Annotated in this window: 20 protein-coding genes; 10 read left to right on the top strand and 10 right to left on the bottom strand. The window is 60.6% G+C overall.

Annotated features, from left to right (window positions below; all coding sequences use genetic code 11):
* Positions 1-93: 93 nt before the first annotated feature.
* Entirely contained in the window at positions 94-3,120 is a 3,027-nt protein-coding gene (locus ACX3YF_RS01535) for a dermonecrotic toxin domain-containing protein (RefSeq protein WP_458973322.1), read from the bottom strand.
* A 188-nt stretch (positions 3,121-3,308) separates the two neighbouring features.
* On the opposite strand from ACX3YF_RS01535, the gene ACX3YF_RS01530 reads away from it, so the two are divergent.
* Entirely contained in the window at positions 3,309-4,685 is a 1,377-nt protein-coding gene (locus tag ACX3YF_RS01530; RefSeq protein ID WP_458973321.1) for a multicopper oxidase family protein, read from the top strand.
* Positions 4,685-5,182, top strand: a complete 498-nt coding sequence (gene tadA, locus ACX3YF_RS01525; RefSeq protein ID WP_047538171.1) for a tRNA adenosine(34) deaminase TadA — start codon at positions 4,685-4,687, stop codon at positions 5,180-5,182. The genes ACX3YF_RS01530 and tadA overlap by 1 nt, the downstream gene beginning before the upstream one ends.
* A 122-nt stretch (positions 5,183-5,304) precedes the next feature.
* Here tadA and cmoB read toward each other — a convergent pair whose 3' ends face one another.
* The 7 genes from cmoB to ACX3YF_RS01490 form a co-directional block, all read right to left on the bottom strand.
* The gene (gene cmoB, locus ACX3YF_RS01520) at positions 5,305-6,261 is read right to left on the bottom strand and encodes a tRNA 5-methoxyuridine(34)/uridine 5-oxyacetic acid(34) synthase CmoB (protein ID WP_448645861.1); all 957 of its coding nucleotides are present in this window, start codon (positions 6,259-6,261) and stop codon (positions 5,305-5,307) included.
* Positions 6,258-7,037, bottom strand: coding sequence for a carboxy-S-adenosyl-L-methionine synthase CmoA (gene cmoA / locus ACX3YF_RS01515; protein ID WP_189340409.1), 780 nt, complete (start codon positions 7,035-7,037; stop codon positions 6,258-6,260). The genes cmoB and cmoA overlap by 4 nt, the downstream gene beginning before the upstream one ends.
* Positions 7,038-7,218: 181 nt before the next feature.
* Entirely contained in the window at positions 7,219-7,854 is a 636-nt protein-coding gene (locus ACX3YF_RS01510) for a lysoplasmalogenase (protein ID WP_458973320.1), read from the bottom strand.
* 2 nt (positions 7,855-7,856) lie between these two features.
* Positions 7,857-8,249, bottom strand: a complete 393-nt coding sequence (locus tag ACX3YF_RS01505; RefSeq protein WP_196586743.1) for a protease inhibitor I42 family protein — start codon at positions 8,247-8,249, stop codon at positions 7,857-7,859.
* Between the two features lie 214 nt (positions 8,250-8,463).
* A complete protein-coding gene (lon, locus tag ACX3YF_RS01500; protein ID WP_130207517.1) occupies positions 8,464-10,881 on the bottom strand; it encodes an endopeptidase La in 2,418 nt (805 codons plus the stop codon).
* Positions 10,882-11,198: 317 nt separating this feature from the next.
* Positions 11,199-13,610, bottom strand: a complete 2,412-nt coding sequence (locus ACX3YF_RS01495; protein WP_458973319.1) for a glucose/quinate/shikimate family membrane-bound PQQ-dependent dehydrogenase — start codon at positions 13,608-13,610, stop codon at positions 11,199-11,201.
* 210 nt (positions 13,611-13,820) lie between these two features.
* Positions 13,821-15,203 carry a carbohydrate porin gene (locus ACX3YF_RS01490; protein ID WP_458973318.1) on the bottom strand — a complete coding sequence of 461 codons (1,383 nt, stop codon included), beginning with the start codon at positions 15,201-15,203 and terminating at the stop codon, positions 13,821-13,823.
* A gap of 368 nt (positions 15,204-15,571) precedes the next feature.
* On the opposite strand from ACX3YF_RS01490, the gene ACX3YF_RS01485 reads away from it, so the two are divergent.
* Together ACX3YF_RS01485 and ACX3YF_RS01480 are read left to right on the top strand one after the other, a co-directional pair.
* Complete coding sequence (locus tag ACX3YF_RS01485; RefSeq protein ID WP_007985772.1) at positions 15,572-15,802, top strand: VF530 family protein; 231 nt, start codon at positions 15,572-15,574, stop codon at positions 15,800-15,802.
* 14 nt (positions 15,803-15,816) lie between these two features.
* Positions 15,817-16,476 (top strand): Pr6Pr family membrane protein, encoded by a 660-nt coding sequence (locus ACX3YF_RS01480; protein ID WP_130207523.1) that lies wholly within the window; start codon positions 15,817-15,819, stop codon positions 16,474-16,476.
* A 104-nt stretch (positions 16,477-16,580) separates the two neighbouring features.
* On the opposite strand, the gene ACX3YF_RS01475 is transcribed toward ACX3YF_RS01480, so the two are convergent.
* Together ACX3YF_RS01475 and ACX3YF_RS01470 are read right to left on the bottom strand one after the other, a co-directional pair.
* Positions 16,581-17,366: a siderophore-interacting protein gene (locus ACX3YF_RS01475; RefSeq protein ID WP_130207525.1), complete on the bottom strand. Its 786-nt coding sequence runs from the start codon at positions 17,364-17,366 to the stop codon at positions 16,581-16,583.
* A complete protein-coding gene (locus ACX3YF_RS01470) occupies positions 17,363-17,938 on the bottom strand; it encodes a PadR family transcriptional regulator (protein ID WP_448645864.1) in 576 nt (191 codons plus the stop codon). Before ACX3YF_RS01470 ends, ACX3YF_RS01475 begins: the two co-directional genes overlap by 4 nt.
* Before the next feature lie 502 nt (positions 17,939-18,440).
* Here ACX3YF_RS01470 and ACX3YF_RS01465 point away from each other — a divergent pair.
* From ACX3YF_RS01465 to ACX3YF_RS01440, 6 genes are all read left to right on the top strand, one after another.
* Positions 18,441-18,926 carry a CS1 type fimbrial major subunit gene (locus tag ACX3YF_RS01465; protein ID WP_448645865.1) on the top strand — a complete coding sequence of 162 codons (486 nt, stop codon included), beginning with the start codon at positions 18,441-18,443 and terminating at the stop codon, positions 18,924-18,926.
* 102 nt (positions 18,927-19,028) lie between these two features.
* On the top strand, positions 19,029-21,551 hold the full coding sequence (locus ACX3YF_RS01460) for a CS1-pili formation C-terminal domain-containing protein (RefSeq protein ID WP_196586748.1): 2,523 nt from the start codon (positions 19,029-19,031) through the stop codon (positions 21,549-21,551).
* A 41-nt stretch (positions 21,552-21,592) separates the two neighbouring features.
* Positions 21,593-22,855: a hypothetical protein gene (locus tag ACX3YF_RS01455; protein ID WP_458946046.1), complete on the top strand. Its 1,263-nt coding sequence runs from the start codon at positions 21,593-21,595 to the stop codon at positions 22,853-22,855.
* 59 nt (positions 22,856-22,914) lie between these two features.
* Complete coding sequence (locus tag ACX3YF_RS01450; RefSeq protein ID WP_458946045.1) at positions 22,915-23,658, top strand: molecular chaperone; 744 nt, start codon at positions 22,915-22,917, stop codon at positions 23,656-23,658.
* Positions 23,659-23,721: 63 nt separating this feature from the next.
* Positions 23,722-24,210: a CS1 type fimbrial major subunit gene (locus ACX3YF_RS01445; protein ID WP_458973317.1), complete on the top strand. Its 489-nt coding sequence runs from the start codon at positions 23,722-23,724 to the stop codon at positions 24,208-24,210.
* A gap of 305 nt (positions 24,211-24,515) precedes the next feature.
* On the top strand, positions 24,516-25,694 hold the full coding sequence (locus tag ACX3YF_RS01440; RefSeq protein ID WP_458973316.1) for a hypothetical protein: 1,179 nt from the start codon (positions 24,516-24,518) through the stop codon (positions 25,692-25,694).

Below are 25,694 nucleotides of genomic sequence, written 5' to 3'. Positions count from 1 at the left end.
CGCGACACATTTGCGACCCCATAGGGGAGCGAGCAAGCTCGCTCCCACAAGGTTTCCGGTGTTTTTCAGTGGGGCGGGAAGCCCTTGAAAGACTTACAGCGGCAAGCGACCTTCGAGGTGCATGCCCATGCGGCTGAGACCCCACGACAGCTCTTCGATGCTGGCATAGGGCACCTGATGCACCTCGGTCCAGGCGGGGCGATTGATCAGGTAGTTGCCGTCGGCCGTGCGCTCGACCAGTGTCCGGGTCACCTGGCCGTCTCTGCTGCGATGGATCAGCGTCCAGTTTTCGTTCGACTTTTCAAAGGTGAACATGCCTTGCCTGAACAGCATCCGGCTCAGTTCCTCCGGCGTTCTTTCGAGCAAGGGCAGTGGCATCTGCAAGCTCAGGTCTGTGTGCAGGGTGTCGACATTGCCGTCGATGGATTCGGGTTGTGTGGCAAAGCCGCGACCTACCTCCCTTCCTCGATCCGTTTCAATCAACGGCCCCTCTTCCGGCAGCACCTCTTCGATACGCAAACCAATACCGCCCTGCATTTCGCTGATGCCAGCCATGCCGCGAAAGGTGTTGATGTTTTCCTGATCCGTCAGCACCACCCATTTGCCCGCGCCGTTCAGCGCTTTATCGGCCTGCATGAGGGTGTGGGTGAGGTAGGTCTTGATGGCTTGCTCGTGCATGTCGGGCAGTGATGAACCGGGGAAGCGGTAACTGGCCAGGCAGTCGGTTGCCTGAATACGAATGCCATGTTGTTGAGCCGCCTTGACCACTTCGAGCGGGGTGAAGCGTCCGGAAGGGTCGCTGGTCAGCTTTTCCAGATACGCCTCGAGATCACTGGGCATTGACCCGGTCTTGAAGAATTGATCGAGCTCTACCTGGTTGAAATCGTTGAGCAGGCGGTGGAAATAGATCGTCTTGATTTCCCGTTGGGCCAGGGTCGGCATGTTCTCGATGAGAAACCGCATGCTGGCAATGCGGTCCTGGCTTTCGCCAATGACCAGGCCAGGCGCTGCATTGAATATCTTCGGAATCAGTTCGGCGGTAGTGGTTGAGGGTGTCACGGCGGGCAGCTCAGGGCGCGGCGGTAATGAGGCAGTGAATCCGTTGCGAGCGAAGAACAGGCGTGCATCCTGTGACAGCTTGGCGCGTGACGCTGCGATGTACTCTTCGTAAGTGGTCACCCCGCGAAAACTTCCGTCTGGCTGACGGACCAGTTTGATATGGGTTTCTCTTTCGCCCAGCGCAAGCTGTCTGAGACGGAACCGGTTAACGACATCGTATTCCGTGGAAGGGCCGCGCAGGATGGCCTGTGATGGCGCTTGAACAGAAGCGGACGTAGAAGCGGGCTCGGGCTCGGGCTCGGGCACAGGTGCAGGCGCTCGTGACGATCCCGGATGCCGGTTGCCGCCGCCCTTGAGTCCGGCTCGGGGTGTCAGCTCCCATTCGCCCTGGGCATTGAGACGCACAGGCAGAGATCCCGAAAACGCGTTTGGATTTTCCGGATCAATGATCGCCCAGGTACCGCCGCCGTTGAGGTCGGCTTCGTAACGTACGTAATAGGCGGCCTCATTGAGCATGATCGCGGTGGAGGGGTTGGAATCGAGTCGATAAATGCCCTGGAATTGTCCGGACTCACTCATCGGCGTACGACCTTCGAGCAGCTCATTGGCTTGCCAATGCTCGGGAATTTCGATGGGTTGCGACGTTTCAGGCAAGGATGAATCCAGTTCAACGGGCCGTTCGGCGGGCCAGCCCACAGGCTTCGTGTCCTCGGCAACCAACGCCTCTTTCAGCTCATCGAGGTTTTCCGGAACGATTTCCTCCAGCGATCCCGGCCCCTTGAGGAACAGGAGGTTGAACAGCAAATCGATACCGCCCAGCACGGCGCCAAGAACGCCGGCCTTGCGCTCCGCAGTGGTTTTTCCGTTGACCGCCTGATCGATGTTCAAACCCATGCTGGCGATACTGGCACCCACCAGCGGCAGGGCAATCGGCCAGCCGACCACCGCCATGGGCCCGAATATTTTCAAACCGGCGCTGAGGTAACCGATCCACAGTTTCTTGCGCAGATCGCCATTGGACGTCAGCGAGAGTTCAGCTTCGGCGAACATCGCGTCCTTGCTCGAATCGCGCAGCCAGCTGAAGGCATCGTCGCTGATGATCCGGTTCTCTTTGTTGATCAGGTGATGGTCGTATTTGCCCCAGGTGCTGACCAGCCTGTTCATGAGATCGGTGATGTTCTCGGCGATGGTCTGGCGATCGGCCAGGGAAAAATGGGTCGTGAACGTCTGGCGCGCGGCTTCCTCGTTCATTTCCTGCAGTATCCAGTAATGCATGTCCGTCGCGGTTTCCAGCACCTTGAAGGCGACGGTGTCGCCGGGCAGGTAGACAATCTGGCGGCCGTTGGGCGCGACAAAACGAAGGAGGCTGGTGGCGACGTGACCGTCGACGTCCAGGGTCCTGACGTTGCCGGCACAAGGATGTTGTGCTTGCAGCATCGACAGATTCACCGGCCAGGTGATCGGACCGATCACGGCCTGGGTGACGAATTGAAAGTCGTCGTCGCTCAGCTGGCGCTTGTCCCGGGCCTTCACCGCCTGGATGAGGAAATTGCACTTGGCCAGGGTGCGGAAGTCCGCGGCAGATGTGTCCCAGAAGGTGGTCAGGCGCTCGCGGTACATCGAACTGAAATCGATGCTCCAGAAGGCCTTGAGCACCTCGTTGCCGTGCAGGCGCACTTCGTTGCTTTCATTGAAGGTCCCGGCGTTCGGGCCGGCGGTGTAGAAGCCGGCATAGACATCCAGCAAGTCGGCGTTGTCCTGATCGCTGGCGCGAAAGCGGTGGATGACCAGCTGCGTCAGGGTCATGGAGGACGTCGGCGTGGCGTGGACGTGCTCCCAGCCGGTAAAGGCTTTCGAACTGCTTTGGGCGGCGTCGAAACGGTGGAAGTACACCTGGTCCGGGTCAAGACCGGCGATGCCGGATTTTTTCAGCAGGTTGCTGGCGACTTCATGGGCCGTGTCCTGCAGGCTGGGGCACGTCCGGATGATCCGGATGGCGATGGCCTGGAGCGCCGCTTCATCGGCGGCATTGGGCAGTGGGTGTGTTTCGTTGGTGTTCATGCACTCTCATTCCTTGAGACAACGGCAGTGCAGGATGAGCCGTTAATACAAGGCATGTGCACTACATAGTTATGCCCTCGGCGGATGTGCGGCCACACGTCACCCTTACTGTTTCGCAATTGCAGGTGTATCGTATTCGCCTTTTGCGGGCCCAGGGCCCGAAGCTGATACGTGAGGTAGTTGAGTCCATGTCCTTTACCCGTCGACAAATACTCGGTGGTCTGGCCGGTCTTGTAGTGGTTGGCGTGGGGGCGGGTGGCGCGTCGCGTTACTGGCTGGGCAAAAGGGCCGACGCCGAGGCGGGCCATGACTACGAGCTGATCGCCGCGCCGCTGGACGTCGAGCTGGTGCCGGGACACAAAACCGAAGCCTGGGCGTTCGGCCCGTCGGCGCCCGGCACCGAACTGCGGGTGCGTCAAGGCGAATGGTTGCGGGTGCGTTTCATCAACCACCTGCCGGTCGCCACCACCATTCACTGGCATGGCATCCGCCTGCCGCTGGAAATGGACGGCGTGCCCTACGTTTCGCAACTGCCGGTGCTGCCGGGTGAATACTTCGACTACAAGTTCCGCGTGCCGGACGCCGGCAGCTACTGGTATCACCCCCATGTGAACAGCAGCGAAGAGCTCGGCCGTGGCCTGGTTGGCCCGCTGATCATCGAAGAGCGCGAGCCGACCGGTTTCAAGTACGAAAAAACCTTGAGCCTCAAGAGCTGGCACGTCGATGAGGAAGGTGCTTTCGTCGCGTTCAGCGTTCCTCGCGAGGCGGCTCGTGGCGGTACGGCGGGGCGTCTTTCGACCATCAACGGGGTCTCTCAACCTGTCATCGATTTGCCCGCCGGCCAGATCACCCGCGTGCGCCTGCTCAACCTCGATAACACCCTGACCTATCGCCTGAACATCCCCGGCGTCGAAGCGCAGATCTATGCGCTGGATGGCAACCCGGTCGAGCCGCGCCCGCTCGGCAAGGAATACTGGCTCGGTCCCGGCATGCGCATTTGCCTGGCGATCAAGGCCCCGCCGGTCGGCGAAGAGTTGTCGCTGCGCAACGGCCCCGTACGGTTGGCGACGTTGCGCTCCGTGGCCAATACCGATGCGCCGACTGAATGGCCCCCCGCGCTGCCCGCCAACCCGGTGGCCGAACCGGACCTGGCCAATGCCGAGAAACTCAACTTCAATTTCGAGTGGGTGGGTTCGGTGTCGGTGAACGTCGATAATGGCAAGCCGCCGAGCCTGTGGCAGATCAACGGCAAGGCCTGGGACATCACTGACAAGACCTGCGTCGACCGGCCGATTGCCAGGCTCGAGAAGGGCAAGAGTTACATCTTCGAATTGAAAAACATGACTCAATACCAGCACCCGATTCACCTGCACGGCATGAGCTTCAAAGTCATCGCCTCGAACCGGCACAAGGTCATCCCGTACTTCACCGACACTTACCTGTTGGGCAAGAACGAGCGCGCGCAAGTGGCGCTGGTGGCGGATAACCCGGGCGTGTGGATGTTCCATTGCCATGTGATCGACCACATGGAAACCGGCCTGATGGCCGCCATCGAGGTGGCGTGATGCGACAGATTCGTCCCGCCGCCATCATCGACCGTAGCCGTGATCGCGACTTCATGCGTGAAGCCCTGGCCCTGGCCGCCCAGGGCGCCGCTCTCGGCGAAGTGCCGGTGGGCGCGGTGCTGGTGCAGGACGGCGAAATCATCGGCCGCGGCTTCAACTGCCCGATCAGTGGCAATGACCCGAGCGCCCACGCCGAGATGGTCGCCATCCGCGCCGCCGCCCAGGCCGTGAGCAACTATCGCCTGCCGGGCAGCACGCTGTACGTGACCCTGGAGCCGTGCAGCATGTGCGCCGGGCTGATCGTGCACTCGCGGATTGCGCGGGTGGTGTATGGCGCGCTGGAGCCCAAAGCGGGGATCGTGCAGAGCCAGGGGCAGTTCTTCACCCAGGGCTTCTTGAATCACCGGGTGTTGTATGAAGGCGGGGTGTTGGCCGAGGAGTGCGGGGCGGTGTTGAGCGAGTTTTTCAAGGCGCGGCGCGCCAAACCTTCAGACTAAACACCGCCTCTCTGTAGGAGCGAGCCTGCTCGCGATGTACTTGAGAGCGCCGCGTCCATTCGGAAAGCCCGCGTTATCGTTGTCCACCATCGCGAGCAGGCTCGCTCCTACAGGTTTCTGCATTATTTTCTGGCCACAATCACCGCCCGCATCGGCGCCGGCAGCCCTTCGATGGTCTTGCTGTGATCCTCGGGATCGAGGAAGTCGCTCAGGGACTGGTACTTCATCCACTCCGTGCCGCGCTGTTCCTCGACCGTGGTCACGCTCACATCCACGCACTTCACATCGCTGAACCCGGCGCGGCGCAGCCACAGTTCCAGCGCCGGCACCGACGGCAGGAACCACACGTTGCGCATTTGCGCATAACGGTCTTCCGGCACCAGCACCTGGTGTTTATCGCCTTCGACCACCAGGGTTTCCAGCACCAGTTCGCCGCCCTTGACCAGGCAATCCTTCAGCGCCAGCAAATGTTCGATCGGCGAGCGACGGTGGTAGAACACGCCCATGGAGAACACCGTGTCGAAGCCTTCCAGGTTCGGCGGCAGGTCTTCGAAGGGGAAGGGCAGGTGCCAGGCGTTCGGCTCGGACAGGTAACGCTGCACGGCCTGGAACTGGCAGAAGAACAGCCAGTTCGGATCGACACCGATCACGCTGTCCGCGCCGGCGCCGAGCATGCGCCACATGTAATAGCCGTTGCCGCAGCCGACATCGAGGATGCGTTTGCCCTTGAGGTCCAGGTGCGGGGCCACCCGCGACCATTTCCAGTCCGAGCGCCATTCGGTGTCGACGTGTACGCCAAACAGGTCGAACGGCCCCTTGCGCCACGGCGACAGGCCCATCAACGCGGTACGCATCTGCGCGCGGGTGGCATCGTCGCAATCGGTGTCCAGCTTCAGGCCGTTGAGCAAATCGACTTCGCTCGGCTGGATGGTCGGCAGGGCGTCGAGCGCGCTTTGCCAGCGCTCCAGGTCGCCGTGACCCTTTTCCATTTTCTTGTCGAGTTGCGCCTGCAGGGTGTTGGCCCAGTCGGCCAGTGGCGTGCCCGCCAGACGGCGGGCGAGGGGGGACAAATCAATCATGGCAAGGCAATCAACGAGGCAAAGTTAAGACACTGGAACCACGGCACGACTTTCGAGAACCCGGCGGCCAGCAGGCGTTCGCGGTGTTCTTCGAGGCTGTCGGGCTTCATGACGTTTTCGATGGCGCTGCGCTTCTGGGCGATTTCCAGTTCGCTGTAGCCGTTGGCGCGTTTGAACGCGACGTGCAGATCAGTGAGCAGCGCGTGCTCTTCGGGGTCGTTGAAGCGCAGTTTTTCCGAGAGGATCAAGGCACCGCCGGGCAGCAATGACTGACGGATGCGCGACAGCAACGCCGTGCGTTGCTCCGGGGCGATGAATTGCAGGGTGAAGTTCAGCGCCACCACCGAGGCAGACTGGAAGTCGAGGGCGAGGATATCGCCTTCGATCACTTCGACCGGCAACAATTCCTGGAACATCGAGTCCTGACCGTTGAGGTACTCGCGGCAGCGCTCGACCATCGCCGCCGAGTTATCCACAGCGATCACCCGGCAACCGTCGGTACGCACGTGACGGCGCAGGGCCTGGGTCACGGCACCCAGCGACGAGCCCAGGTCATACAGCACACTGTTGGGCTGGGCGAACTGCGCGGCGAGCACGCCAAGGTTTTCGACGATGGTCGGATAACCTGGCACCGAGCGCTTGATCATGTCCGGGAACACCCGCACCACGTCCTCGTTAAAGGCGAAGTCAGGCACCTGGGCCAAAGGCTGGGCGAAAAGGCGATCGGGTTCTTTGCTCACGGCGGTTCCAGCGGCGTAGGTGGAAAAGGCCGGCATTTTAGCCAAGTTGGCGCGGCGATGCGCGGGTTGTCTGATAAAGCGGCGGGGCAAGTCCGGATTCTTCGTCGTCAGTGAGATCGCTGTCGCGAGCTGGCTCGCTCCCACAGGGGATTTCGTCGGATATGAATCTTGTATTCACAGCAGATCAATTGTGGGAGCGAGCCGGCTCGCGATGGGGTCAACGCGGTTTCTGAGTGAACGCCGACGCGGTAATGCCCCATTGCCCCAGCCAGTAACTGAGGATAATCACGTACGGCGCCGCCTCGAACGGCACCACAAAGCGACTGACGCCAATCACGCTGTCGGAAAACACAAACGCCACGGCACCGCCCGCCGCGAGCAGCGCCGAGCGCTTGGGCACCTCGGTGCCGAGTCGGGCCAGTGCGCGCCAGAGCATGGCGCTGATCGCCAGGCCGTAGACAATCACCGGGATCAGCAACGGGCCAAGTCCGTGAGCGATCAGAATTCCCAGCAGCACGGCACAGACACCCAAGGCCAGGATCAGTGGCAACAAGGCCAGGCGCCGGCAATCGCTCAAATACGCTTTCAGGTAAGCCAGATGCGCGACCAGAAACGCCCCAAGGCCGAACACGAACAAATCCCCCGGCCACGCCAGCAGCACGTCACCGAGCAGGGAGAAGATCAATCCGAGGCTGATCCAGCGCCGATACTCGCTCGGTGGCGCATCGTGCAGCCAGCCGAGCAGGGCCAGGACGGGCAGCGGCTTGACCAGCAGACAGAGCAGCGCGGCGTGCACGCTGACCCCGTAGAGAAAGGTCACGGCGCCCATGAGCGCCAGAATCAGCCAACCCACGGTCAATCAACCGATATGTTGCAGTCGAAAGAGTCCACCGGCAGCACTTCCGGCGCCCAGGGCTGTTGCGAAGTCAGGCGCAAACGCCCGGTCCCGGTGGCGAAGGCCTGAAAGCGCCAGGTGGAAATCCCGGCCGCGCCGACCACACCGGCATCTTCCGGGTTGGTATAGACCTCGGGGCTGAGCGCTCGCAACACGCCACCGGCCGAATCCTGGATGGCCCAGCGGTAACCCGTGGTCGGATTGCTTGGCAGGGTCAGGATCAGGTTTTGCCCGTTGGTGAGCTTCACCGGGCATTCGCTTTGTTTTTCCACGGTCACATTCTGCTTCGGTTGCGTGGCGCAGGCGGCCAGCAGCGCGAGGGCGAGGGGGACAAACAGGCGGGTGGGGGACATAAGATCAATGGCTCCGGCGTTCACGACGAACGGCGAGCATAACTGAGATGAGACAAAGTGTGACAGTGTTGGGAATTGGCGTCGCCAGGGCCAACGCCATCGCGAGCAGGCTCGCTCCCACAGGGTTTTTGCAGCGAACACAAAATTTGTGAACACCAACCACTGTGGGAGCGAGCCTGCTCGCGATAGCGGTAGTGCGGACGCCAGAGAACTGTCAGAACAACACTTTGGCCACATCCGCAAATCGCTTGGCGAAGTGCACGGTAATGCCTTCCTTCAGATACTCCGGCAACTCCTCGAAATTACCCCGGTTGGCCTCCGGCAGAATCAACTCGAATATCTTCTGTCGCCGCGCCGCGATGACCTTTTCACGCACCCCGCCAATCGGCAGTACGTGCCCGGTCAACGTCAGTTCGCCGGTCATCGCCACGCCTTTCTTCGGCGGCTGGTTACGCGCCAGCGAGAGCAGGGCGCTGGCCATGGTCACGCCGGCGCTCGGGCCGTCTTTCGGGGTGGCGCCTTCCGGCACGTGCAGGTGCACGAAAGCCTCGTCGAAGAACTTTGGATCACCGCCAAACGACTTCAGATTGGAACTGACGTAGCTGTAGGCGATTTCCGCGGACTCCTTCATCACATCACCCAGTTGCCCGGTGAGTTTGAACCCACGGTTCAAGGTGTGGATGCGCGTCGCTTCGATCGGCAGGGTGGCGCCGCCCATGCTGGTCCAGGCCAGCCCGGTGATCACGCCGATGCCCGACAACACTTGCTCGTTGCGGAACACCGGTTTGCCGAGCGAGCTTTCAAGGTCTTTGGGGCCGAGCTTGATCACGGCATCCGGGTCGTCGAGCAGCTTCATCACCGCTTTACGCACCAGTTTGCCGAGGTTTTTTTCCAACTGGCGGACACCCGCTTCACGGGCATAACCGTCGATCAATGCCTTGAGCGCGCTGTCGCTGATGCTCAGGCTGCCCTTGGACACGCCGGCTTTCTCAAGCTGTTTCGGCCACAGGTGACGCTTGGCGATGGCGACTTTTTCTTCGGTGATATAGCCCGACAGGCGAATCACTTCCATCCGGTCGAGCAACGGCCCGGGGATCGAGTCCAGGGTGTTGGCGGTGCAGATGAACAGCACCTTCGACAGGTCCATGCGCAAGTCGAGGTAGTGGTCGAGGAATTCGACGTTCTGCTCCGGATCGAGGGTTTCCAGCAGCGCCGAGGCCGGGTCGCCCTGGTAGCTCTGGCCCATCTTGTCGATCTCGTCGAGCATGATCACCGGGTTCATCACTTCGACGTCTTTCAACGCCTGCACCAGTTTGCCCGGCTGAGCACCGATGTAGGTGCGGCGATGACCCTTGATCTCGGCTTCGTCGCGCATGCCACCGAGGCTGAAACGGTAGAACGGCCGGCCGAGGGATTCGGCGATGGATCTGCCGACGCTGGTCTTGCCCACGCCCGGCGGGCCGACCAGCAGCACGATGGAGCCGCTGATCTCGCCTTTATAGGCACCGACCGCGAGGAACTCGAGGATGCGGTCCTTGATGTCATCGAGGCCGGCATGGTGCTTGTCCAGCACCTTGCGGGCGTACTTGAGGTCGAGTTTGTCCTCGCCGTACACGCCCCACGGCACCGAGGTCGCCCAGTCGATGTAGTTGCGGGTGACCGCATACTCCGGCGAGCCGGTCTCGAGGATCGACAGCTTGTTCATTTCCTCTTCGAGGCGCTTCTGCACCTGCACCGGCAGGACTTTGCCCACCAGTCGCTGTTCGAACTGTTCGAGGTCGGCGCTGCGGTCGTCCTTGGTCAGCCCCAGCTCCTGCTGGATGACCTTGAGCTGTTCCTTGAGGAAGAACTCACGCTGATGTTCGCCGATCTTGCGGTTAACTTCGGCAGAAATTTCTTTTTGCAGGCGCGCGACCTCGACTTCCTTGCGCAGCATCGGCAGGACTTTTTCCATGCGCTTGAGCATCGGTACGCAGTCGAGCACTTCTTGCAGTTCGCTGCCGGTGGCCGAGGTCAGGGCGGCGGCGAAGTCGGTCAGGGGCGACGGATCGTTGGGGCTGAAGCGGTTGAGGTAATTCTTCAGCTCTTCGCTGTACAGCGGATTGAGCGGCAGCAGTTCCTTGATCGCATTGATCAGCGCCATGCCGTAGGCCTTGACCTCGTCGGTCGGCTCGGTGGGCTGGTGCGGGTATTCGACTTCCACCAGGTACGGCGGGCGATGGTGTTTGAGCCAGGTCTTCAGGCGTACGCGGGTCAGGCCCTGGGCGACGAACTGCAACTTGCCGTTTTCGCGGCTGGCGTGATGCACCTTGACCAGCGTGCCGTAGAGCGGCAGGGCCGACGTGTCGAAATGACGCGGGTCTTCCTGGGGGGTGTCCATGTAGAACAGCGCCAGGGAGTGGTGATCGGATTTGGCGACCAGGTCGAGGGTTTCGGCCCAGGGTTCTTCATTGACGATGACCGGCAGCACCTGGGCCGGGAAGAACGGTCGGTTGTGGATCGGGATGATGTAGACCTTGTCCGGCAGGTTCTGGCCAGGCAGGGCGAGGCCTTTGCCGGTGGAGTGAGGGGTGGCGTTTTCCGGATCGGCGTATTCGCTCGGGTCTTCAGGGAATTCTTGCTGGTCGCTCATTTGGGCACCTGCGCAATGGGTATGGGTCTTAGATGGGGCAGGTTGGCGGTGGTTTCAATGATGCCTGGGCATTAACCGGTCATTCAAAGGTGTATTCAGCAGGGATTCAGGTTAGCTGAACCTCGGCTTAGCGCGGACAATTGTGGGAGCGAGCCTGCTCGCGATGACGGAGTGTCAGTCAACATTTTAGGTGTCTGACATCACGCTATCGCGAGCAAGCTTGCGCCCACAGGGGGCGTGTGGTGTTTTGAAATCTGCGGCCACAAAAAAGGCGACGCCTGTGAGGGCGTCGCCTTTCGTTTTACTGCCGCTAAAACTTACTCGGGCAGTTTGTACGCAATCACATAGTCACCCATCTTGGTGCCCAGCGAACCATGACCGCCGACCACGAGCAGCACGTATTGCTTGCCGTCCTTGCCGGTGTAGGTCATCGGTGTCGCCTGGCCGCCGGCCGGCAGGCGCGACTTCCAGAGTTCCTTGCCGGTGTTGACGTCATAGGCGCGCAGGTACTGGTCCAGGGTGCCGCTGAGGAAGCCGACGCCACCCGCAGTGACCATCGAGCCGCCCATGCTTGGCACGCCAATGGGCAGGCCGATCGGCAGCGGCGAGCTGTCGCGGCTGGTGCCGTTCTTGCGTTTCCACACGATTTTGCTGGTGGTCAGGTCGATACCGGCCACGTAACCCCAGGACGGCGCCTGGCACGGCACGCCGAACGGCGACATGAACGGGTGCATGATCACCGCGTATGGGGCGCCCGTGTTCGGTTGCACGCCAGCGGTTTCGCTCTCGCGCTTGCTGCCGGCCGCCACTTGGGCGCGCGGGACCATTTTCGAGACGAAGGCCATGTAGTTCGGGCTGGTGAACAACATCTGGCGAACCGGGTCGACCGACACGCCGCCCCAGTTGAACACGCCGACGTTACCCGGATAGATCAGGCTGCCCTGTTCCGATGGCGGGGTGTACTGGCCTTCGTAACGCAGTTCCTTGAACTGGATGCGGCACAGCATCTGGTCGAACGGACTGGCGCCCCACATGGCTTTTTCGGTCAGTTCCGGAGCCAGCAGGTTCAGGTCCGAACGGGCCTGGGTCGGCGCGGTGTGGTCACCTTTCACGGCGCCTTGCGGGACCGGGATTTCGCGGATCGGAACGATCGGCGTGCCGTCGCGACGGTCGAGGACGTACAGGCTGCCTTGCTTGGTCGGTTGGATCACAGCCGGCTTGATGCCGTCGGCGGTTTTCATGTCCAGCAGGGTCGGCTGGCTGCCAACGTCCATGTCCCACAGGTCATGGTGGGTGAACTGGTAGTTCCAGCGCACCTTGCCGGTGGCCAGGTCCAGAGCGACCAGGCCGGCGCTGAATTTTTCTGCGCCAGGGGTGCGGTCCGCGCCCCACTGGTCAGGCGTCTGATTGCCCAGCGGCAGGTAAACCATGCCGAGTTTTTCGTCGACGCTGGCCAGCGACCACATGTTCGCCGAGTTGCGGCTGTAGATCTGGCCCGGTGCCAAAGGCTCGGTGGCGTCCGGGTTGTTGCTGTCCCAGTTCCACACCAGGTGACCGTCGCGCACGTCATAGGCGCGGATCACGCCGGACGGCTCGTTGGTCGACTCGTTGTCGGTGACGTGGCCACCCATGATCACCAGGTCACGGGTGATCGCGGCCGGCGAGGTGGAGTAGTAGCCACCCGGCGTGAACGGGCCGATGCCCTGGGTCAGGTCTACTACGCCGTTGGTGCCGAAGCCTTCGCAGATCTTGCCGGTGTCGGCATTCAGTGCGATCAGGCGGGCGTCGGCGGTCGGCAGGTACAGACGACGCGGGCAAGCCTGGGCCACTGCTTTACCGGCTTCGGAAACGACGGCGGACGCCGCATCGCCGGCCTTGGCGTAGGCGTTTTCGTCATAGTAGGAAACGCCACGGCAGGTCATGTGGGCGAAGCCCTTGAAGCCCGACGGGCTCTTGATCTGCGGGTCGAAGCGCCAGATTTCCTTGCCGGTGTCCGGGTCCAGCGCCAGCACCTTGCTGTGGGCGGTGCAGGCATAGAGCATGCCGTTGGCTTTGAGCGGGGTGTTTTCGTTGGTCAGTTCCACCGGGTCATCGGCGGTCGGCAGGTCGCCGGTGCGGATGCGCCAGGCTTCCTGCAACTTGCCGACGTTGCCGGGCGTGATTTGCTTGAGCGGCGAGTAGCGATCACCGAATTCGCTGCGGCCATAGGCCTGCCAGTCGCCTTCGGGCATTGCTGGCGCCGTGCTGGTCATGTCGGCGCTGTCGCGGCCCAACTCGCCAAGGACTTCACCGGGGTGGGTGAACTGGCTGGCAAGGGCGGTTGCACCGGCCAGCGCCACGGCCACGCTCAATGCGCCGGTGCCCAGTGGCGCAGTGCCGTCACGCAGCAATGGACGGCGGAACCACGGCAACAGCATCACCACACCCAGGGCGAACCACAGCGCCAGGCGCGGCACCAGTTGCCACCAGTCGAGGCCCACTTCCCACAAGGCCCAGACGGTGCTGGCGAACAGCACCAGTGCGTACAGGCCCAGTGCGGCGCGACGGGCGGCGATCAGCAGAACGCCGGTCAACGCGATGCCGATACCGGCCAGCAGGTAGTACAGCGAGCCGCCCAGCATGCTCAGCTTGACCCCCCCGGCCAGCATGGCCAGGCCCATTAGCAGAAGCAGTATGCCGAGCAAGGTCGGCAATAGACGGCTTCGACCCAAGGCACCCTCAGTGCTCATAGTGTGATTCTCCGTGACGTTTCAAGTAGTCCCGCGCCAGTTCACTGTAGATGACGATCCGGCGCGGGCATGGTTCAGATAAAAACGGTTTGGTTGATGCAACCCTTGTGGGAGCGAGCCTGCTCGCGATAGCGGTCTGGTATTCAGCATTAATGTCGACTGATACACCGCCATCGCGAGCAGGCTCGCTCCCACAGGGGAATGGTGTTTTTAGAACGACGACTGGATCTTGATCCCGCCAATCAGCGCGTCATCGACCTGGTCCACGCCACCGGGGTGACGGATGTACTGCAAATTCGGGCGCACGGTCAGCCAGTGGGTGACGTGCACGCCGTAATAGAGTTCGGCGCTGTATTCGGTGTCCTGGGGCGGCAGGAAGGCCGGGTCGTCGTAATCGAAGACGGCGTGGGCCTGATTGGTCGCTTCGGCGTTTTTGCGGTAGGCCGGGTTGACGTGGACGCGGGCCAGGGCAAAGCCGATGTCATCTCTGGCCCGGGCATCGAGCAAGCCTTTGTAGACGAGGCCGGCCTGGACGTAGTTGTCGATGGCGTTGGTCTTTTTGTCGTGCATCGTGCCGTTGGCGAACAGGCTCAAACCACGACTGTTATCGCTGGCGACGCTGGTGACCTGCTGCTGAAGGCCGAGCCATACGCCGTGCTTGCTCGACGCGCTGCGGTAGGCCTCACCGCTCAGGGCCGCGGGCTGACCGTTGCTGTCCTTGTAGACGTCGCTGGCTTTGGCGCTGCTGTAGTAGTAACCGGCGCGGTACTCGCCGGGCAGGCCGTTGAGCTTCGGCGTCCACACCAGTTCCACCGGCAGGACCGTGCCCTGGGTGCCACTGCCGCTGAGTTTGAAGCCGTTGTCACGATCGAGGTTGGACGGGTTTTGCTCATAGGCACCGACCTGTGCGTACAGCTCGGGCGTCAGGTGATATTTGACCCGCATCGCCCATTGGCTGACCGGCCAGTTGTACCAGATGCCACCGGCCCAGTTGCCGACCTGGGAGCCGCAGAACGCCAGGTTCTGGAAGTCGCAAGGGAAGCTGTTGAAGTCTTCGCCTTCGCCAAAGCGGCCGACCTTGATGTCGAGTGTCTGGTCGAGGAATTTCTGCTGATACCACATCTGCGTCAGGCGCGAGGTCTGGCCACGCCCCCAGACTTCCTGGGCCGAGGTGAAGCCGCCGACACGCGGATCGTTGATCCGGTCGTTGCTGATGTTGTTGCCGCTGCGTTTGGTCACGGTCAGCTGAAATTCGGCATCGTTCCAGCCGAGGATCTTCTGCAGGTCCAGATGCGTACCGAGGCCGAACTGATCGCTGTAGCGCGCCGTGCGGTCGTGGTCGTAGCCGCCGTGCAGGTTGCTGCCCATTTCGCCGGTGTAATCCAGTTTGAATTCGTAGCCCTTTTCCGCCAGTTCGGTGCGCGTGCCGTTCCAGTCGCCGAGCATCCACGGTGAGTCGCTATCAAAGGCCGCCGCAGCCTGGGCGCAGGTGACGAGGCTCATCGCGGTCAATCCGCCGATCAGGTTCAAGGCGTTCCGGCAGGCGACAGGCTTAAAGACAGCGCTGTCTTTCGAAGGTTGTAAATCAGGCATAGAGGGGAAATTCTTGATCTTTTTCTGGGGATGATTGGACGCGGCAGGCGAGATGCGTATCAGCGGAAGCGTTTCAGCAAAGGCCAGTGCAAGGATAATGTTCTGTTACAAATAGAGAAAGCGCTTTGTTGAGATGAATTATTTCGGATTCGGTAACAATTGTAGGAGCGAGCCTGCTCGCGATGGACTTGAACGAAAACGCGTAAAACCAGATGCCCAGCGGTGTCATTGCGTTTTTCGCGAGCAAGCTCGCTCCTACAGGGTCCCGGGATCCCAAGATCACCTACATTTGATAGATCGCTTCCACCCGAAGAAGCCCTCGGCTAAGGTGCGCGGCTTCCAATCCACACTCTGCTCGAAGGCCTGGCATGACCGAACACAACACTGACCCGCTGCACGGCGTGACCCTGGAACAGATCCTCAACGCCCTGGTTGAGCATTATGAGTGGTCGGGGCTGGCCGAGCGCATCGATATTCGCTGCTTCAAGAGTGACCCGAGCATCAAGTCGAGCCTGACGTTCCTGCGTAAAACCCCTTGGGCACGGGAGAAGGTCGAGCGCCTCTACGTAAAGCTGATGCGCACCAAGCGTCCGCTCTGAACAGGGTCAACCCGATGGCGATGGGGTCTGCCGCACGACGTCATTTTGTGGCCGTGGCAGCGGTCCTGGGTTGGGCCGGCCTGAGCATCCAGATGTACCTGATTTTCTATTCGCGGTGGACCCTGGGCGCCAGTCTGCTGGGTGGGTTGATGAGTTTTTTCAGCTACTTCACCGTGCTCAGCAATACGCTGGTGGCGACGGTCCTGACCTGTGAACTGACGTCCCGCGAGTCCGCTGCACGGCGCTGGTTTTTACAATCCTCGGTCAGTAGCGGCATTGCCGTGAGCATCGCCGTGGTCAGCCTGGCCTACAACCTGTTACTGCGCCATTTGTGGCACCCGCAGGGCTGGCAATGGCTGGCCGATGAGCTGCTGCACGACATCATGCCGCTGCTGTTCCTGGTGTATTGGTGGTGTTGTGTGCCCAAGGGCCGGTTGCGGCTGGGGCACATCGCGTTGTGGGTGATTTATCCGCTGCTGTACTTCGGCTATTCGCTGCTGCGCGGGCATTTGCTGGCGGTTTATCCCTATCCGTTCGTTGATGTGGAGAAGCTGGGTTATCCACAGGTGTTCATCAATGCCGGGGGATTGTTGGCGGGGTTTGTGTTGATTGCGTTGCTGTTGATTGGATTGGATGGTTGGCTGGGACGCCGTGCCAAGGGGCTGAATTTGTAGTGTTTGTGGCATCGCCATCGCGAGCAGGCTCGCTCCCACAAAGGTTTGCTGCACACAGATCCAATGTGGGAGCGAGCCTGCTCGCGATGGGGCCCTAAAGCCGGTCACTCTTCGTCAGTGTTATCCAGCCGCCAGTAGCCGACCGCTTTGACGAACTGCTCGTCCAACCCATGCTCATCGAGCAACACTCGACGGATTTGCCGTGACACCTTGGTCTCGGTCGCGACCCAGGCGTACAGGCTGCCCGTGGGCACCTTGATCTGCCGCACCGTGCTCAGCAGGTGGTCCTTGCCACCTTCGCGCAGCACCCAGATCACGTTGACCTGGGCAGCGCTCTGCAGCACTTGCTGCTCCTTGCCGTTTTCCACTTCGACAATCACCAGCGCCCGCCGATTCGCCGGCAAGCCTTCAAGACGCCGGGCAATGGCGGGCAGGGCGGTTTCGTCGCCGATCAGCAGATAGCTGTCGAACATGTCCGGCACGATCATCGAACCGCGCGGCCCGCCGATGTGCAGGAACTGCCCCGGCCTGGCCTGTTCGGCCCAGGTCGAGGCAGGGCCGTCGCCGTGCAGCACGAAGTCGATGTCCAGCTCCAGCGTGTCCAGGTCATAGCGACGCGGGGTGTAGTCACGCATGGCCGGCATCGGTCCGTCGCTTTTGCCGGCGCCGAGTACCAGGGTTTCCAGGGCTGCCTGTTCCGCCGCGTTCTGCGGGAACAGCAGTTTGACGTGATCGTCCGTGCCGAGGCTGACGAACCCTGCCAGTTCGGGCCCGCCCAGGGTGATCCGGCGCATGCGCGGGGTCAGGTCGACCACCCGCAACACTTTCAGGCGCCGGCGTTTGATTTCGTGCATGACGCGATGAATGGCTTGGGTAACGACTTCAGTCATTCGGCTTTCTCCTGGGCAGCTTGAACGGCGGGGCCGTCGACGATGGCTTTGGCGGTGTCGTTGAGCAGGGCCGCGACACGCTGGATCTCTTGCGCGCTCCAGCGGCCGTGGTGCAGTTGCAGGGCGTGGCGCAGGTTGTGCACCGCCTCGTGGATTTCGGGTGGGCGATCATGGCCGCGCAGGGAGCGTTTGCTGACATCGATGCGCACCCGCACGCCTTCAAGGGCGACGGCTTGCTCGGCCAGGGATTGACGCCCGGCGTCGGTCACGCAATAGCGTTTTTTCCCGCCTTCGGCGTCGCCCTGGATCATTTCGCTCTCTTCCAGAAAGGTCAGGGTCGGGTAAATCACGCCGGGGCTGGGGCTGTAGGCGCCGTCGAACATGCCTTCGATCTGGCGGATCAGGTCGTAGCCGTGGCAAGGCTGTTCGGCGATCAGCGCCAGCAACAGCAATTTCAGGTCACCGGGGGCGAAGACCCGGGGGCCGCGACCACCGCGCTCGCGGCCGGGGCGCTTCTCGAAGCCGTCGCGGCCGTCGCCGTGTTCGCGGTAGGGGGAATGATGGTCTCTCATTTGTGCTTTCTCTCGTCGTGTTTAGACATAACTTAAGATATATCTTAATGGGGGCGCAAGCCCCCCCGACCGATGGCCGTCCCGAGCGTCGGGCCGATTTGCCCGCCAAAACGGCAAAAATGGTGGCAATCAATGCAGGTGAAAAACCTGAAATTAGTGTTAACTCTCTAATGTTATGTTTTGGCCTATTAAATGCGGGACTTGTGGTATTGGTCTTACAGAAGCAACTAGGTTAGTATCTGCGAGTCATTGTCGTTAGTGTCAGCTTTGTAGTATTTCTCTTACAGTCAGGCATTCAATTTTAAGTAATTTCAGGTTTTTTCTTTCTGCCTCGATAGCACTTTGGCTACGCACTTGCAGGAACTTGCCTGCTTACTTTCCAGATAAATTGGTCGATCATCTTTCGGCGTTGAAAGTTCAGCTGAGCAAATAACTGCTCGTGACGGTTTTGCTCAACTTGAACTTTCTGCGCTTTATCCTTTTAAAAGACAGGTACTGAAAGATGTTCAAGAAAATCGCGTTCGCTGCTCCTCTGGCTGTTCTGGCACTGAGTTCTTCCGCCGTATTCGCCGCGGGTGAAGCCCGTCATTCCATCAACCTTGTCGCTCATGTACCCACCAATGGTTTCTACGTGGTGCCGGTCGATCCGGATCTGGTCAACAAGGATCAGAGAATGGATTACTTGCCAAGCAAAGGCACCATGGATGAGGTCAACGGTTTCTTCGACGTGCGCAACAACAACGGTTCGGTGCACGCCAGCCTTGAAAGTGTGCCGAAGCTGATCGGTGGTGCTTCGGAGATCGACCTGCAAGTGGCACTCAACAATGTAGTGCTCACGACCACTCCGCAAATGGTCGTCGGCGAAACCGAATCGAACGTGAACTATCGTGCCCCTCTCAACATCAAGGCGCTGGGCACTACCTTTGCGCCAGGTGATTACACCGGTGCGGTCACCATGATGTTCGATGCTGTTCCTCCTGCTCCTTGATCAAGAGTCATAAGCACTTACTTGTATAAGTAACGTGACCGACCGGCGCTGTAAAAAGTTGCCGGTCGGGATTTAACTTCTTTGTTATTAGAGTACTCGTTCATGTTCCCGATGACGCCCATCGCGGCAGCGCTTGCGTTGCTGTTATGTAGCAGTGCATTTGCGGCGCCCACTTCTGTTGATCATACGCCGCGAAGTTTGCTGGCCCAGGCCAAAGGCTTGCCGGCAGAGTTCGAGGAGCATTTCTTTGACGTTCCGTTGGCGGTTCGGGTCGAGCTCGATCAACAGCCACTCGGTGAGGCGATGATTGTGTTGTCCCGCGATGACCGGGTGACGTTGCTCGATTTCACCGACACCAGTGAAAGCCGTTTGGGTGCCGGGGAGCGCGAGACTTGGGCCGACATCCTCAAGCCCGGCGTGGCCTTGGGAGCCTGCACGGGGCAATGCCCGGAACAAATGCTGGCGGTTCACTACAACCTGGAAAATTCCTTGCTGTCGATCGTCACCGAAAATGCCGAGCGCGACAGCGAAGCCAAGCGTTTCTACGCTCAGCCCGAAGGCGGCAGCAGCGGCCTGATGGTGCGTAACCAGCTCAATCTCAACGGCGGCCAGGATCAAGACCTGGGCGGTCGTTTCGGTCTGGAGGCCAGCGGCAGCCTGGGCAACTGGAGCCAGACCTTCAACATGCAACTGGCGCGTCTGGGCGGGCCGGATGACAAGACCTACCACGCGGTGCATGAGCTGTTCACCCAGCGCGAACTGGAGGGCAGTTTTTTCCGCCTGGGCTACTTCACGCCCAACGCCGAAGGCCTGACCCGCCAGCCCCGTTCGTTCGGCACCAGTCCCGACACCGCCGTGGGCGTGATGTATGGCAGCTCCGACAGCCTGGCCATCGACAGTCCGAAACCCAGCGTGTACCCGGTTTATGTCACGGCCAACCGCCAGGCATCGGTGGAGATCTATCGCGATGGCCTGTTGATCAACACCCAGTCGGTCCCGGCCGGGTTGCAAACCCTCGACACACGGCCATTGCCCGGCGGCATTTATGAAGTGGAAGTACGGCTGATCGAGGACGGTCAAGTCACTTCGACCACTCAGGAGCTGATCTACAAGCCGAGCAATTGGCGCAACCACGATGAGCGCTGGCGCTACAACCTGTTCGCCGGGCAGGAAAGCAAGCTGCTGAGCAACTGGGATCAACAAAGCAGTGGCGATGCCACGGCGGGGGCTTCGATCAATTATCTGCTGCACCCGCGGGTGATTCTCGGCCTGTCCGCACGCCAGGTGCGGGAAAAGCTCCAGTACGGCAGCTCCATCGACTGGACCCTGGGCAACAGCACCAGTGTCTACGCCAACCTCTACCAGACCGAGGACCACGGCACCGGTGCCGACCTGCAAGGCCTGTACAACTATGGTTCCGGCAGCCTGGTGATCAGCCACAACCGTAGCTGGCTCGACACCACCAATACCTACGACACGCTGCCCGACGGCACCCGCGTGCGCCAACGCAATGTATTCACCGGCCAGACCAGCAATTCATCGCTGGCGCTGAACCACCGCATCAGCCGCAAGAGTTCGCTCAATGCCCGGGTGTCCCACAGTGAGGGCAACGTCGAAGGTGTCGGCGTCGACCTCGGCTGGACCCAACGGACCCAGTTGTTTGGCAGCGATGCCAATTGGCGTTTGTCGCTGTTCGACCGACCGGGCAGCTACAGCAGCGGCGATGCGCGCAATCGCGGGGTCGACCTGAGCATCAACTTGGCCCTCGGTGGTCCCGGCCAGCAGATTTCCGGGAGCATCGGCAGCCGTACCGCCCGTGAGGGTGGGCGCGATAACAACGCCTCGCTGGGTTGGCGCAAAGACCTGCAAGACCACGTACTGCAGAGCGTGTCGGTGACCGCGCTGACCGACACCTATGGCGTCGGCCTGTCGAGCCTGGCGAACTTCCGTACCGACGAAATCAACGGCGACGGTTTTATCCAGCGCTCGTCGTTCAATAACAACTTCACCGGTGGCCTGAACCTCGACAGCACGCTGGTCGTGGGCGCACAACGCATGGCACTGACCAGCCAGCATCAAGGGCGCGGCGCCGGGATGATCGTTGACGTCGAGTCCGACATCGACGGTATCGCCCTGCGCGCCGACGACCTCAGCGGCGGCAGCGCAGCCCTGCGGCCGGGGCGCAATTTCATTCCGCTGACGGCCTACAAAAACAGTTCGGTGAGCTTCGACTTCGAAGGCAATCACGTGCCGGCAGCCAGCATCGAACCTTCGCGCACCCGCTATCACCTGAACAAGGGCGGCGTGGAGTACCGCAAGGTGCGGGTGATGAAAACCCTGACCGTGCTCGGGCGCCTGCTCGACCCGCAGGGACGGCCGCTCAAGGGCCACCACGTGATCAACCATGCCAGTCGTGGGGTCAGCGAAGTCGATGGCTTCTTCTCGATGGAAATGAACGCGGGCTCACCGACCCTGGAGGTGCGTTACGCCGACCAGTTGCTGTGCCAGTTCCGCCTCGATATCGACAAACACCGCAGCGAAAACAACGTGTTGATGATCGGTGATTTGCGCTGTTCGCCGGACACCCTGGCGGACGCCACCCACAGCGCCGAGACGGCGGGCTGAACGGCCCGCGGTTGAATCTGGTTATCGGAGGTCAGACTTACATGAACGTCTCGCGTTCTTTCATTTCACGTACCAAGGGGTGGGTGGCTGGCGCATTGCTCACCAGCACCATGACCGCTCCGGCCAGTGCCGAGGACGTCACGATCACTGCCGTGTTCAAGCCGGACTCAGCCTATCCGCATCTCAACAAGTTCAAGAACACCACGCCGCCCAGTGGTTATTGCGGGAATTGGCCTGACCAGTGTGAATTGGAGCAGTTCTTCAGCTTGAAGGTGCCGATTCAGTTCAATTCTCGTTCACCCATACAGGCCAATCATGCCTCCGTGCGTCAGGGGGCGATGTTGAAAGCGCCGGCGCAATGGCGTGAGTTGACCGTGTATCACGAAACGACCAGAGAACCCGAGACGGTGAGGGTACGGATAGCTGGCATCGGCTCGCAGGCGGTGACCGATGATGTGATGGAACTGGTGGGAGGCGCCGATGATTACCGCATTGCGCACAACCTGTTATGGGGCCTGAGTTGGGTGAGTGCACCGTCGCCCTGCCTCTACAGCGGGGTAGGCTGGTACACCACCACCACCTACGATTTTTTCTGGCGAACGCCCACCGAAGGCACCTGCGCAAAACAGGCAAAGTTCAATGTTCCGTGGCTTCGCTTCAATCACCTGGATTTCGCCTATGAACTGGAGACCCCCAATCCCTTGGGCATGTCTTCAGGGCACTACACCGGCTCACTGACTTACAGCATCGGCCCCAATGGCGATTTCGATTTTGGTGATGTTCTGATACCGAGCGATTCGGCGTTGACGATGAACTTCAATCTCGACGTGCAGCACACCCTTAAGGTCGACATTCCGCCCGGTGGCGAAAAGGTCCAGTTGGTCCCGGCCGGTGGCTGGCAGAGCTGGCTGCATGCCGGGCGTAAACCGGTGCGGTTGTTCCGTGACCAGACCTTCAATATCTCGGCCTCCTCGCGTTTCAAGATGTACATGGAGTGTGAGTTTATCGGCGTCGTTTACGACTGCCTGCTTGATGACCGGGTCTCCAGGCGAGGAGTGGAGCTGCAGGTCTATGTCAGCCTGCCCAATGGCCTGACCGACATGAGCGGGCAACCCGTCAGGCACATGCGCCTGCGAGCGGGCGCGGCCAATGCGCTGTTTTTCCAGCCGGGTTTCTACGTCGACAGGGCGCCGGGTGTCCTGCACTTCGAGGTACCGCCGAGGCAGATGCAATTCATGTTGTCGCCTGGTGCCGGTCCCTTTTACCGGGGCAACGTGACCGTGATCTGGGATTCGGAAATCTGATGGGCCGCCTATCGAGGGTCCGCGCCTGTGTTGTGTTCAATGTCATGAGGTTCAAGGGTATGAAACGTCTGTGGTTGCTGTTGGGTTTGAGCGGGTTTTCTCTGGCGGTTCAGGCCGGTCCGCAGATCAATGTCGGAACGGTGTACGACTATCTGGACAGCGACAAGAGCACCTACCTCAAGCGCGTCTACAACAGCGGCGACAGCACCGCGTTCGTCAAGGTCAACATCCTGGAGATCATCTACGACGCCGATGGCAGTCACCGCGAAATACCGGTCGCAACCCAGGCCGATGGCAGCGGTCGGGATGGCTTGATGGCCAGCCCCGCACGCCTGATCGTGCCGGCCAAAGGCATGCAGGGCACACGTTTGCTGCACATGGGCGCCCGTGACACCGAGCGGTATTTCCGCGTGCGCTTCGTGCCGGTGGTACCGGAAAAGGAAGATGACTTCGCGGTGTCCAGTGAAGAGCGCGATACCTACAAGGAGAACCTGTCGGCGGGGGTCAACGTCATGACCGGCTTCGGCACGGTGTTTTTTGTCCGCCCGAAGAACAGCCGTTTCGACAGCGTGATCGATGACACCCTCGATGCTTATCGTCTGCGCAATAACGGCAACACCGTGGTGGTGATCGATGAGTTTCGCAACTGCTCGCTGAAGAATGAAACCGAGTGCGAACCGACCACCAAGCATCACGTTCTGGCGGGCAAGTCGTTCGAGTTCGAGAAAAAGCCTGGGCGGGAATACCGCTTCAACCTGATCGAAGGCGCTGACAAAAAATCCTTGCGCGTTGCCAGCCAGTGACACCGCCAGAGGCGGGTCGCGCTGAAAGACTCGCCGCTTTTTTCCACGCAACAGGTAACTGACATGATCAAGCAATCGGCCATCGCCCTGGGTGTGGGCGTGATGATGTGTGCCCAGGTTTTCGCGGCACGGGAAGAGCGCACATTCGAGGTGTGGGCGGATATTCCGACCCTGGGCTTTTACGTGATACCGGCCGAGACGAACTGGATTCACCTCGAACAGACCCTGCCGTGGAATCGCAACACATCGAGGCTCGAAGGGCTGCGCAAGAATTTCGACGTCAGGCACGACACCAGTGCGATCGAAGCGCGGCTGGAGACCGAGCCTTATCTGTTCAACGGGCGTGCAGACCAGAACATCTACTTGCGGGTCAGCTTCAACGGTCAGGAGCTGAGCCATGATCCGAAACCGCGCGAAGTGGTGTCGGCGACGCAAGCCATGGCAGGCGGGCGCTTTGCTTTGGAAATCCAGCCGAAAGAGCCGGCCGCTGGCTATAAGCCGGGGACTTACTACGGCACTGTCCAGCTGATTTTCAGTGCGGCGGCACCCTGATCTGTGTTCGGCAGGGATCAAAAATGTGGGAGCGAGCCTGCTCGCGATGGCGGCGTGTCAGGCGCCATGCAGGCTGAATGTGCCGGCCTCTTCGCGAGCAGGCTCGCTCCCACAGTGGTTTTGGGCGCACACAGGATTCCCGTTGGTTATGCCGGGCTTTTGTAACGATTGAATATCGAGTGGATATCAACCCTCCCAGGGAACAGGTCGGGGGTTATCGGAGATGGATACAGATGAGTGTCACCGGTTTTTTGTTTTCAACGAGGCATCCAGGGGTGTGGATTCTTTTGATGGTGTGGTGGCTGATGCCCCAGGCGTTGGCCCAGGACGTTTCAATCACGGCGTTGTTCAAGCCTGATCCGACGCAACCCCATCTCAACCAATTCAAGAACACCACCCCGCCCAGCGGTTACTGCGAGCGATACCCGGGGCAATGTGTCGAAAATCAGACGTTCAGCCTGCAAGTGCCGATTCAGTTCGAGTCCAGCCAGGCGATCCCGGCCAACCATGGGTCGCCGCGCCAGGGCGCAACGTTCAGGGTGCCGGCGCAATGGCGCGATCTGACGGTTCGTCATGAATCCGGAGCGGTGGAGACGGTAAAAATGCGCATTACCGGCATAGGCTCCAAGTATGTGACTGAGGATGTTCGGCAGCTGACGGGGGACACCAACGAAGACTACCGATTCGCACATAACCTGTTATGGGGATTGAGCTGGGTGAACAGCCCGGCGCCGTGCCTTTACAGTGGAGTGGGTTATTACGGGACCAACTACTACGGCTTTTTCTGGAAGACGCCGGTTGAGGCCGCCTGTAATAAACAGGCGAAATTCCAGGTGCCATGGATGCGTTACGAGTTTCTGGATTTTTCCTATGAGCTTTTCACGCCCAATCCGTTGGGCATGTTGGCGGGCCATTACACGGGGTCATTGACTTACACCGTCGGCCCCAACGGCGACTTCGACTTCGGCGATGTCATGCTGCCGAGCAGTCCCATACTGACCATGAACTTCAATCTCGACGTTCAACATACGCTCAAGGTCGATGTCCCGCCCGGTGGCGAAAAGGTCCAGTTGCTCCCGGCCGGTGGCTGGCAGAGCTGGCTTCACGCGGGGCGCAAACCGGCGCGGTTGTTCCGTGACCAGACCTTCAATATCTCGGCCAGTTCTCGCTTCAAGATGTTTTTGCAGTGTTCAATCACCGATGGACGGGTCTGCTATATGGCTGATCGGAATTTGATACTGACCGCACCATTGAAAGTCAGCGTGAGTCTACCGGGTGGCTTGACCAATAGCGCCGGAAGACCGGTCCAGCGCCAGGAACTGCTGACTGAGGGCGGGAGCGAGATTTTTCAGCCAGGCCACTATGTGGATCGTAAGCCGGGCACCTTGCACTTCGAGCTTGAGAAACCCGATCATCTTTTTTTGCCGGGGGCACCCAAACAGTATTTCGGCAGCGTCACCGTGATCTGGGATTCCGAAGTGTAA

This window comes from Pseudomonas fluorescens group sp. PF-69, assembly GCF_054481235.1.
The sequence above is the reverse complement of the archived record's forward strand: the minus strand, read 5'-3'. Positions and strand labels throughout refer to the sequence as shown.

What these genes read in the sequence shown, in the direction of transcription:
- ACX3YF_RS01535 (WP_458973322.1), bottom strand. Translation starts at nt 3,120, where the DNA reads ATGAACACCAACGAAACACACCCACTGCCCAATGCCGCCGATGAAGCG.
- ACX3YF_RS01450 (WP_458946045.1), top strand. Translation starts at nt 22,915, where the DNA reads ATGAAACGTCTGTGGTTGCTGTTGGGTTTGAGCGGGTTTTCTCTGGCG.
- ACX3YF_RS01475 (WP_130207525.1), bottom strand. Translation starts at nt 17,366, where the DNA reads ATGACTGAAGTCGTTACCCAAGCCATTCATCGCGTCATGCACGAAATC.
- ACX3YF_RS01455 (WP_458946046.1), top strand. Translation starts at nt 21,593, where the DNA reads ATGAACGTCTCGCGTTCTTTCATTTCACGTACCAAGGGGTGGGTGGCT.
- lon (WP_130207517.1), bottom strand. Translation starts at nt 10,881, where the DNA reads ATGAGCGACCAGCAAGAATTCCCTGAAGACCCGAGCGAATACGCCGAT.
- ACX3YF_RS01465 (WP_448645865.1), top strand. Translation starts at nt 18,441, where the DNA reads ATGTTCAAGAAAATCGCGTTCGCTGCTCCTCTGGCTGTTCTGGCACTG.
- ACX3YF_RS01490 (WP_458973318.1), bottom strand. Translation starts at nt 15,203, where the DNA reads ATGCCTGATTTACAACCTTCGAAAGACAGCGCTGTCTTTAAGCCTGTC.
- ACX3YF_RS01505 (WP_196586743.1), bottom strand. Translation starts at nt 8,249, where the DNA reads ATGTCCCCCACCCGCCTGTTTGTCCCCCTCGCCCTCGCGCTGCTGGCC.
- ACX3YF_RS01460 (WP_196586748.1), top strand. Translation starts at nt 19,029, where the DNA reads ATGTTCCCGATGACGCCCATCGCGGCAGCGCTTGCGTTGCTGTTATGT.
- cmoB (WP_448645861.1), bottom strand. Translation starts at nt 6,261, where the DNA reads ATGATTGATTTGTCCCCCCTCGCCCGCCGTCTGGCGGGCACGCCACTG.
- cmoA (WP_189340409.1), bottom strand. Translation starts at nt 7,037, where the DNA reads ATGCCGGCCTTTTCCACCTACGCCGCTGGAACCGCCGTGAGCAAAGAA.
- tadA (WP_047538171.1), top strand. Translation starts at nt 4,685, where the DNA reads ATGCGACAGATTCGTCCCGCCGCCATCATCGACCGTAGCCGTGATCGC.
- ACX3YF_RS01485 (WP_007985772.1), top strand. Translation starts at nt 15,572, where the DNA reads ATGACCGAACACAACACTGACCCGCTGCACGGCGTGACCCTGGAACAG.
- ACX3YF_RS01445 (WP_458973317.1), top strand. Translation starts at nt 23,722, where the DNA reads ATGATCAAGCAATCGGCCATCGCCCTGGGTGTGGGCGTGATGATGTGT.
- ACX3YF_RS01495 (WP_458973319.1), bottom strand. Translation starts at nt 13,610, where the DNA reads ATGAGCACTGAGGGTGCCTTGGGTCGAAGCCGTCTATTGCCGACCTTG.
- ACX3YF_RS01440 (WP_458973316.1), top strand. Translation starts at nt 24,516, where the DNA reads ATGCCCCAGGCGTTGGCCCAGGACGTTTCAATCACGGCGTTGTTCAAG.
- ACX3YF_RS01470 (WP_448645864.1), bottom strand. Translation starts at nt 17,938, where the DNA reads ATGAGAGACCATCATTCCCCCTACCGCGAACACGGCGACGGCCGCGAC.
- ACX3YF_RS01480 (WP_130207523.1), top strand. Translation starts at nt 15,817, where the DNA reads ATGGCGATGGGGTCTGCCGCACGACGTCATTTTGTGGCCGTGGCAGCG.
- ACX3YF_RS01530 (WP_458973321.1), top strand. Translation starts at nt 3,309, where the DNA reads ATGTCCTTTACCCGTCGACAAATACTCGGTGGTCTGGCCGGTCTTGTA.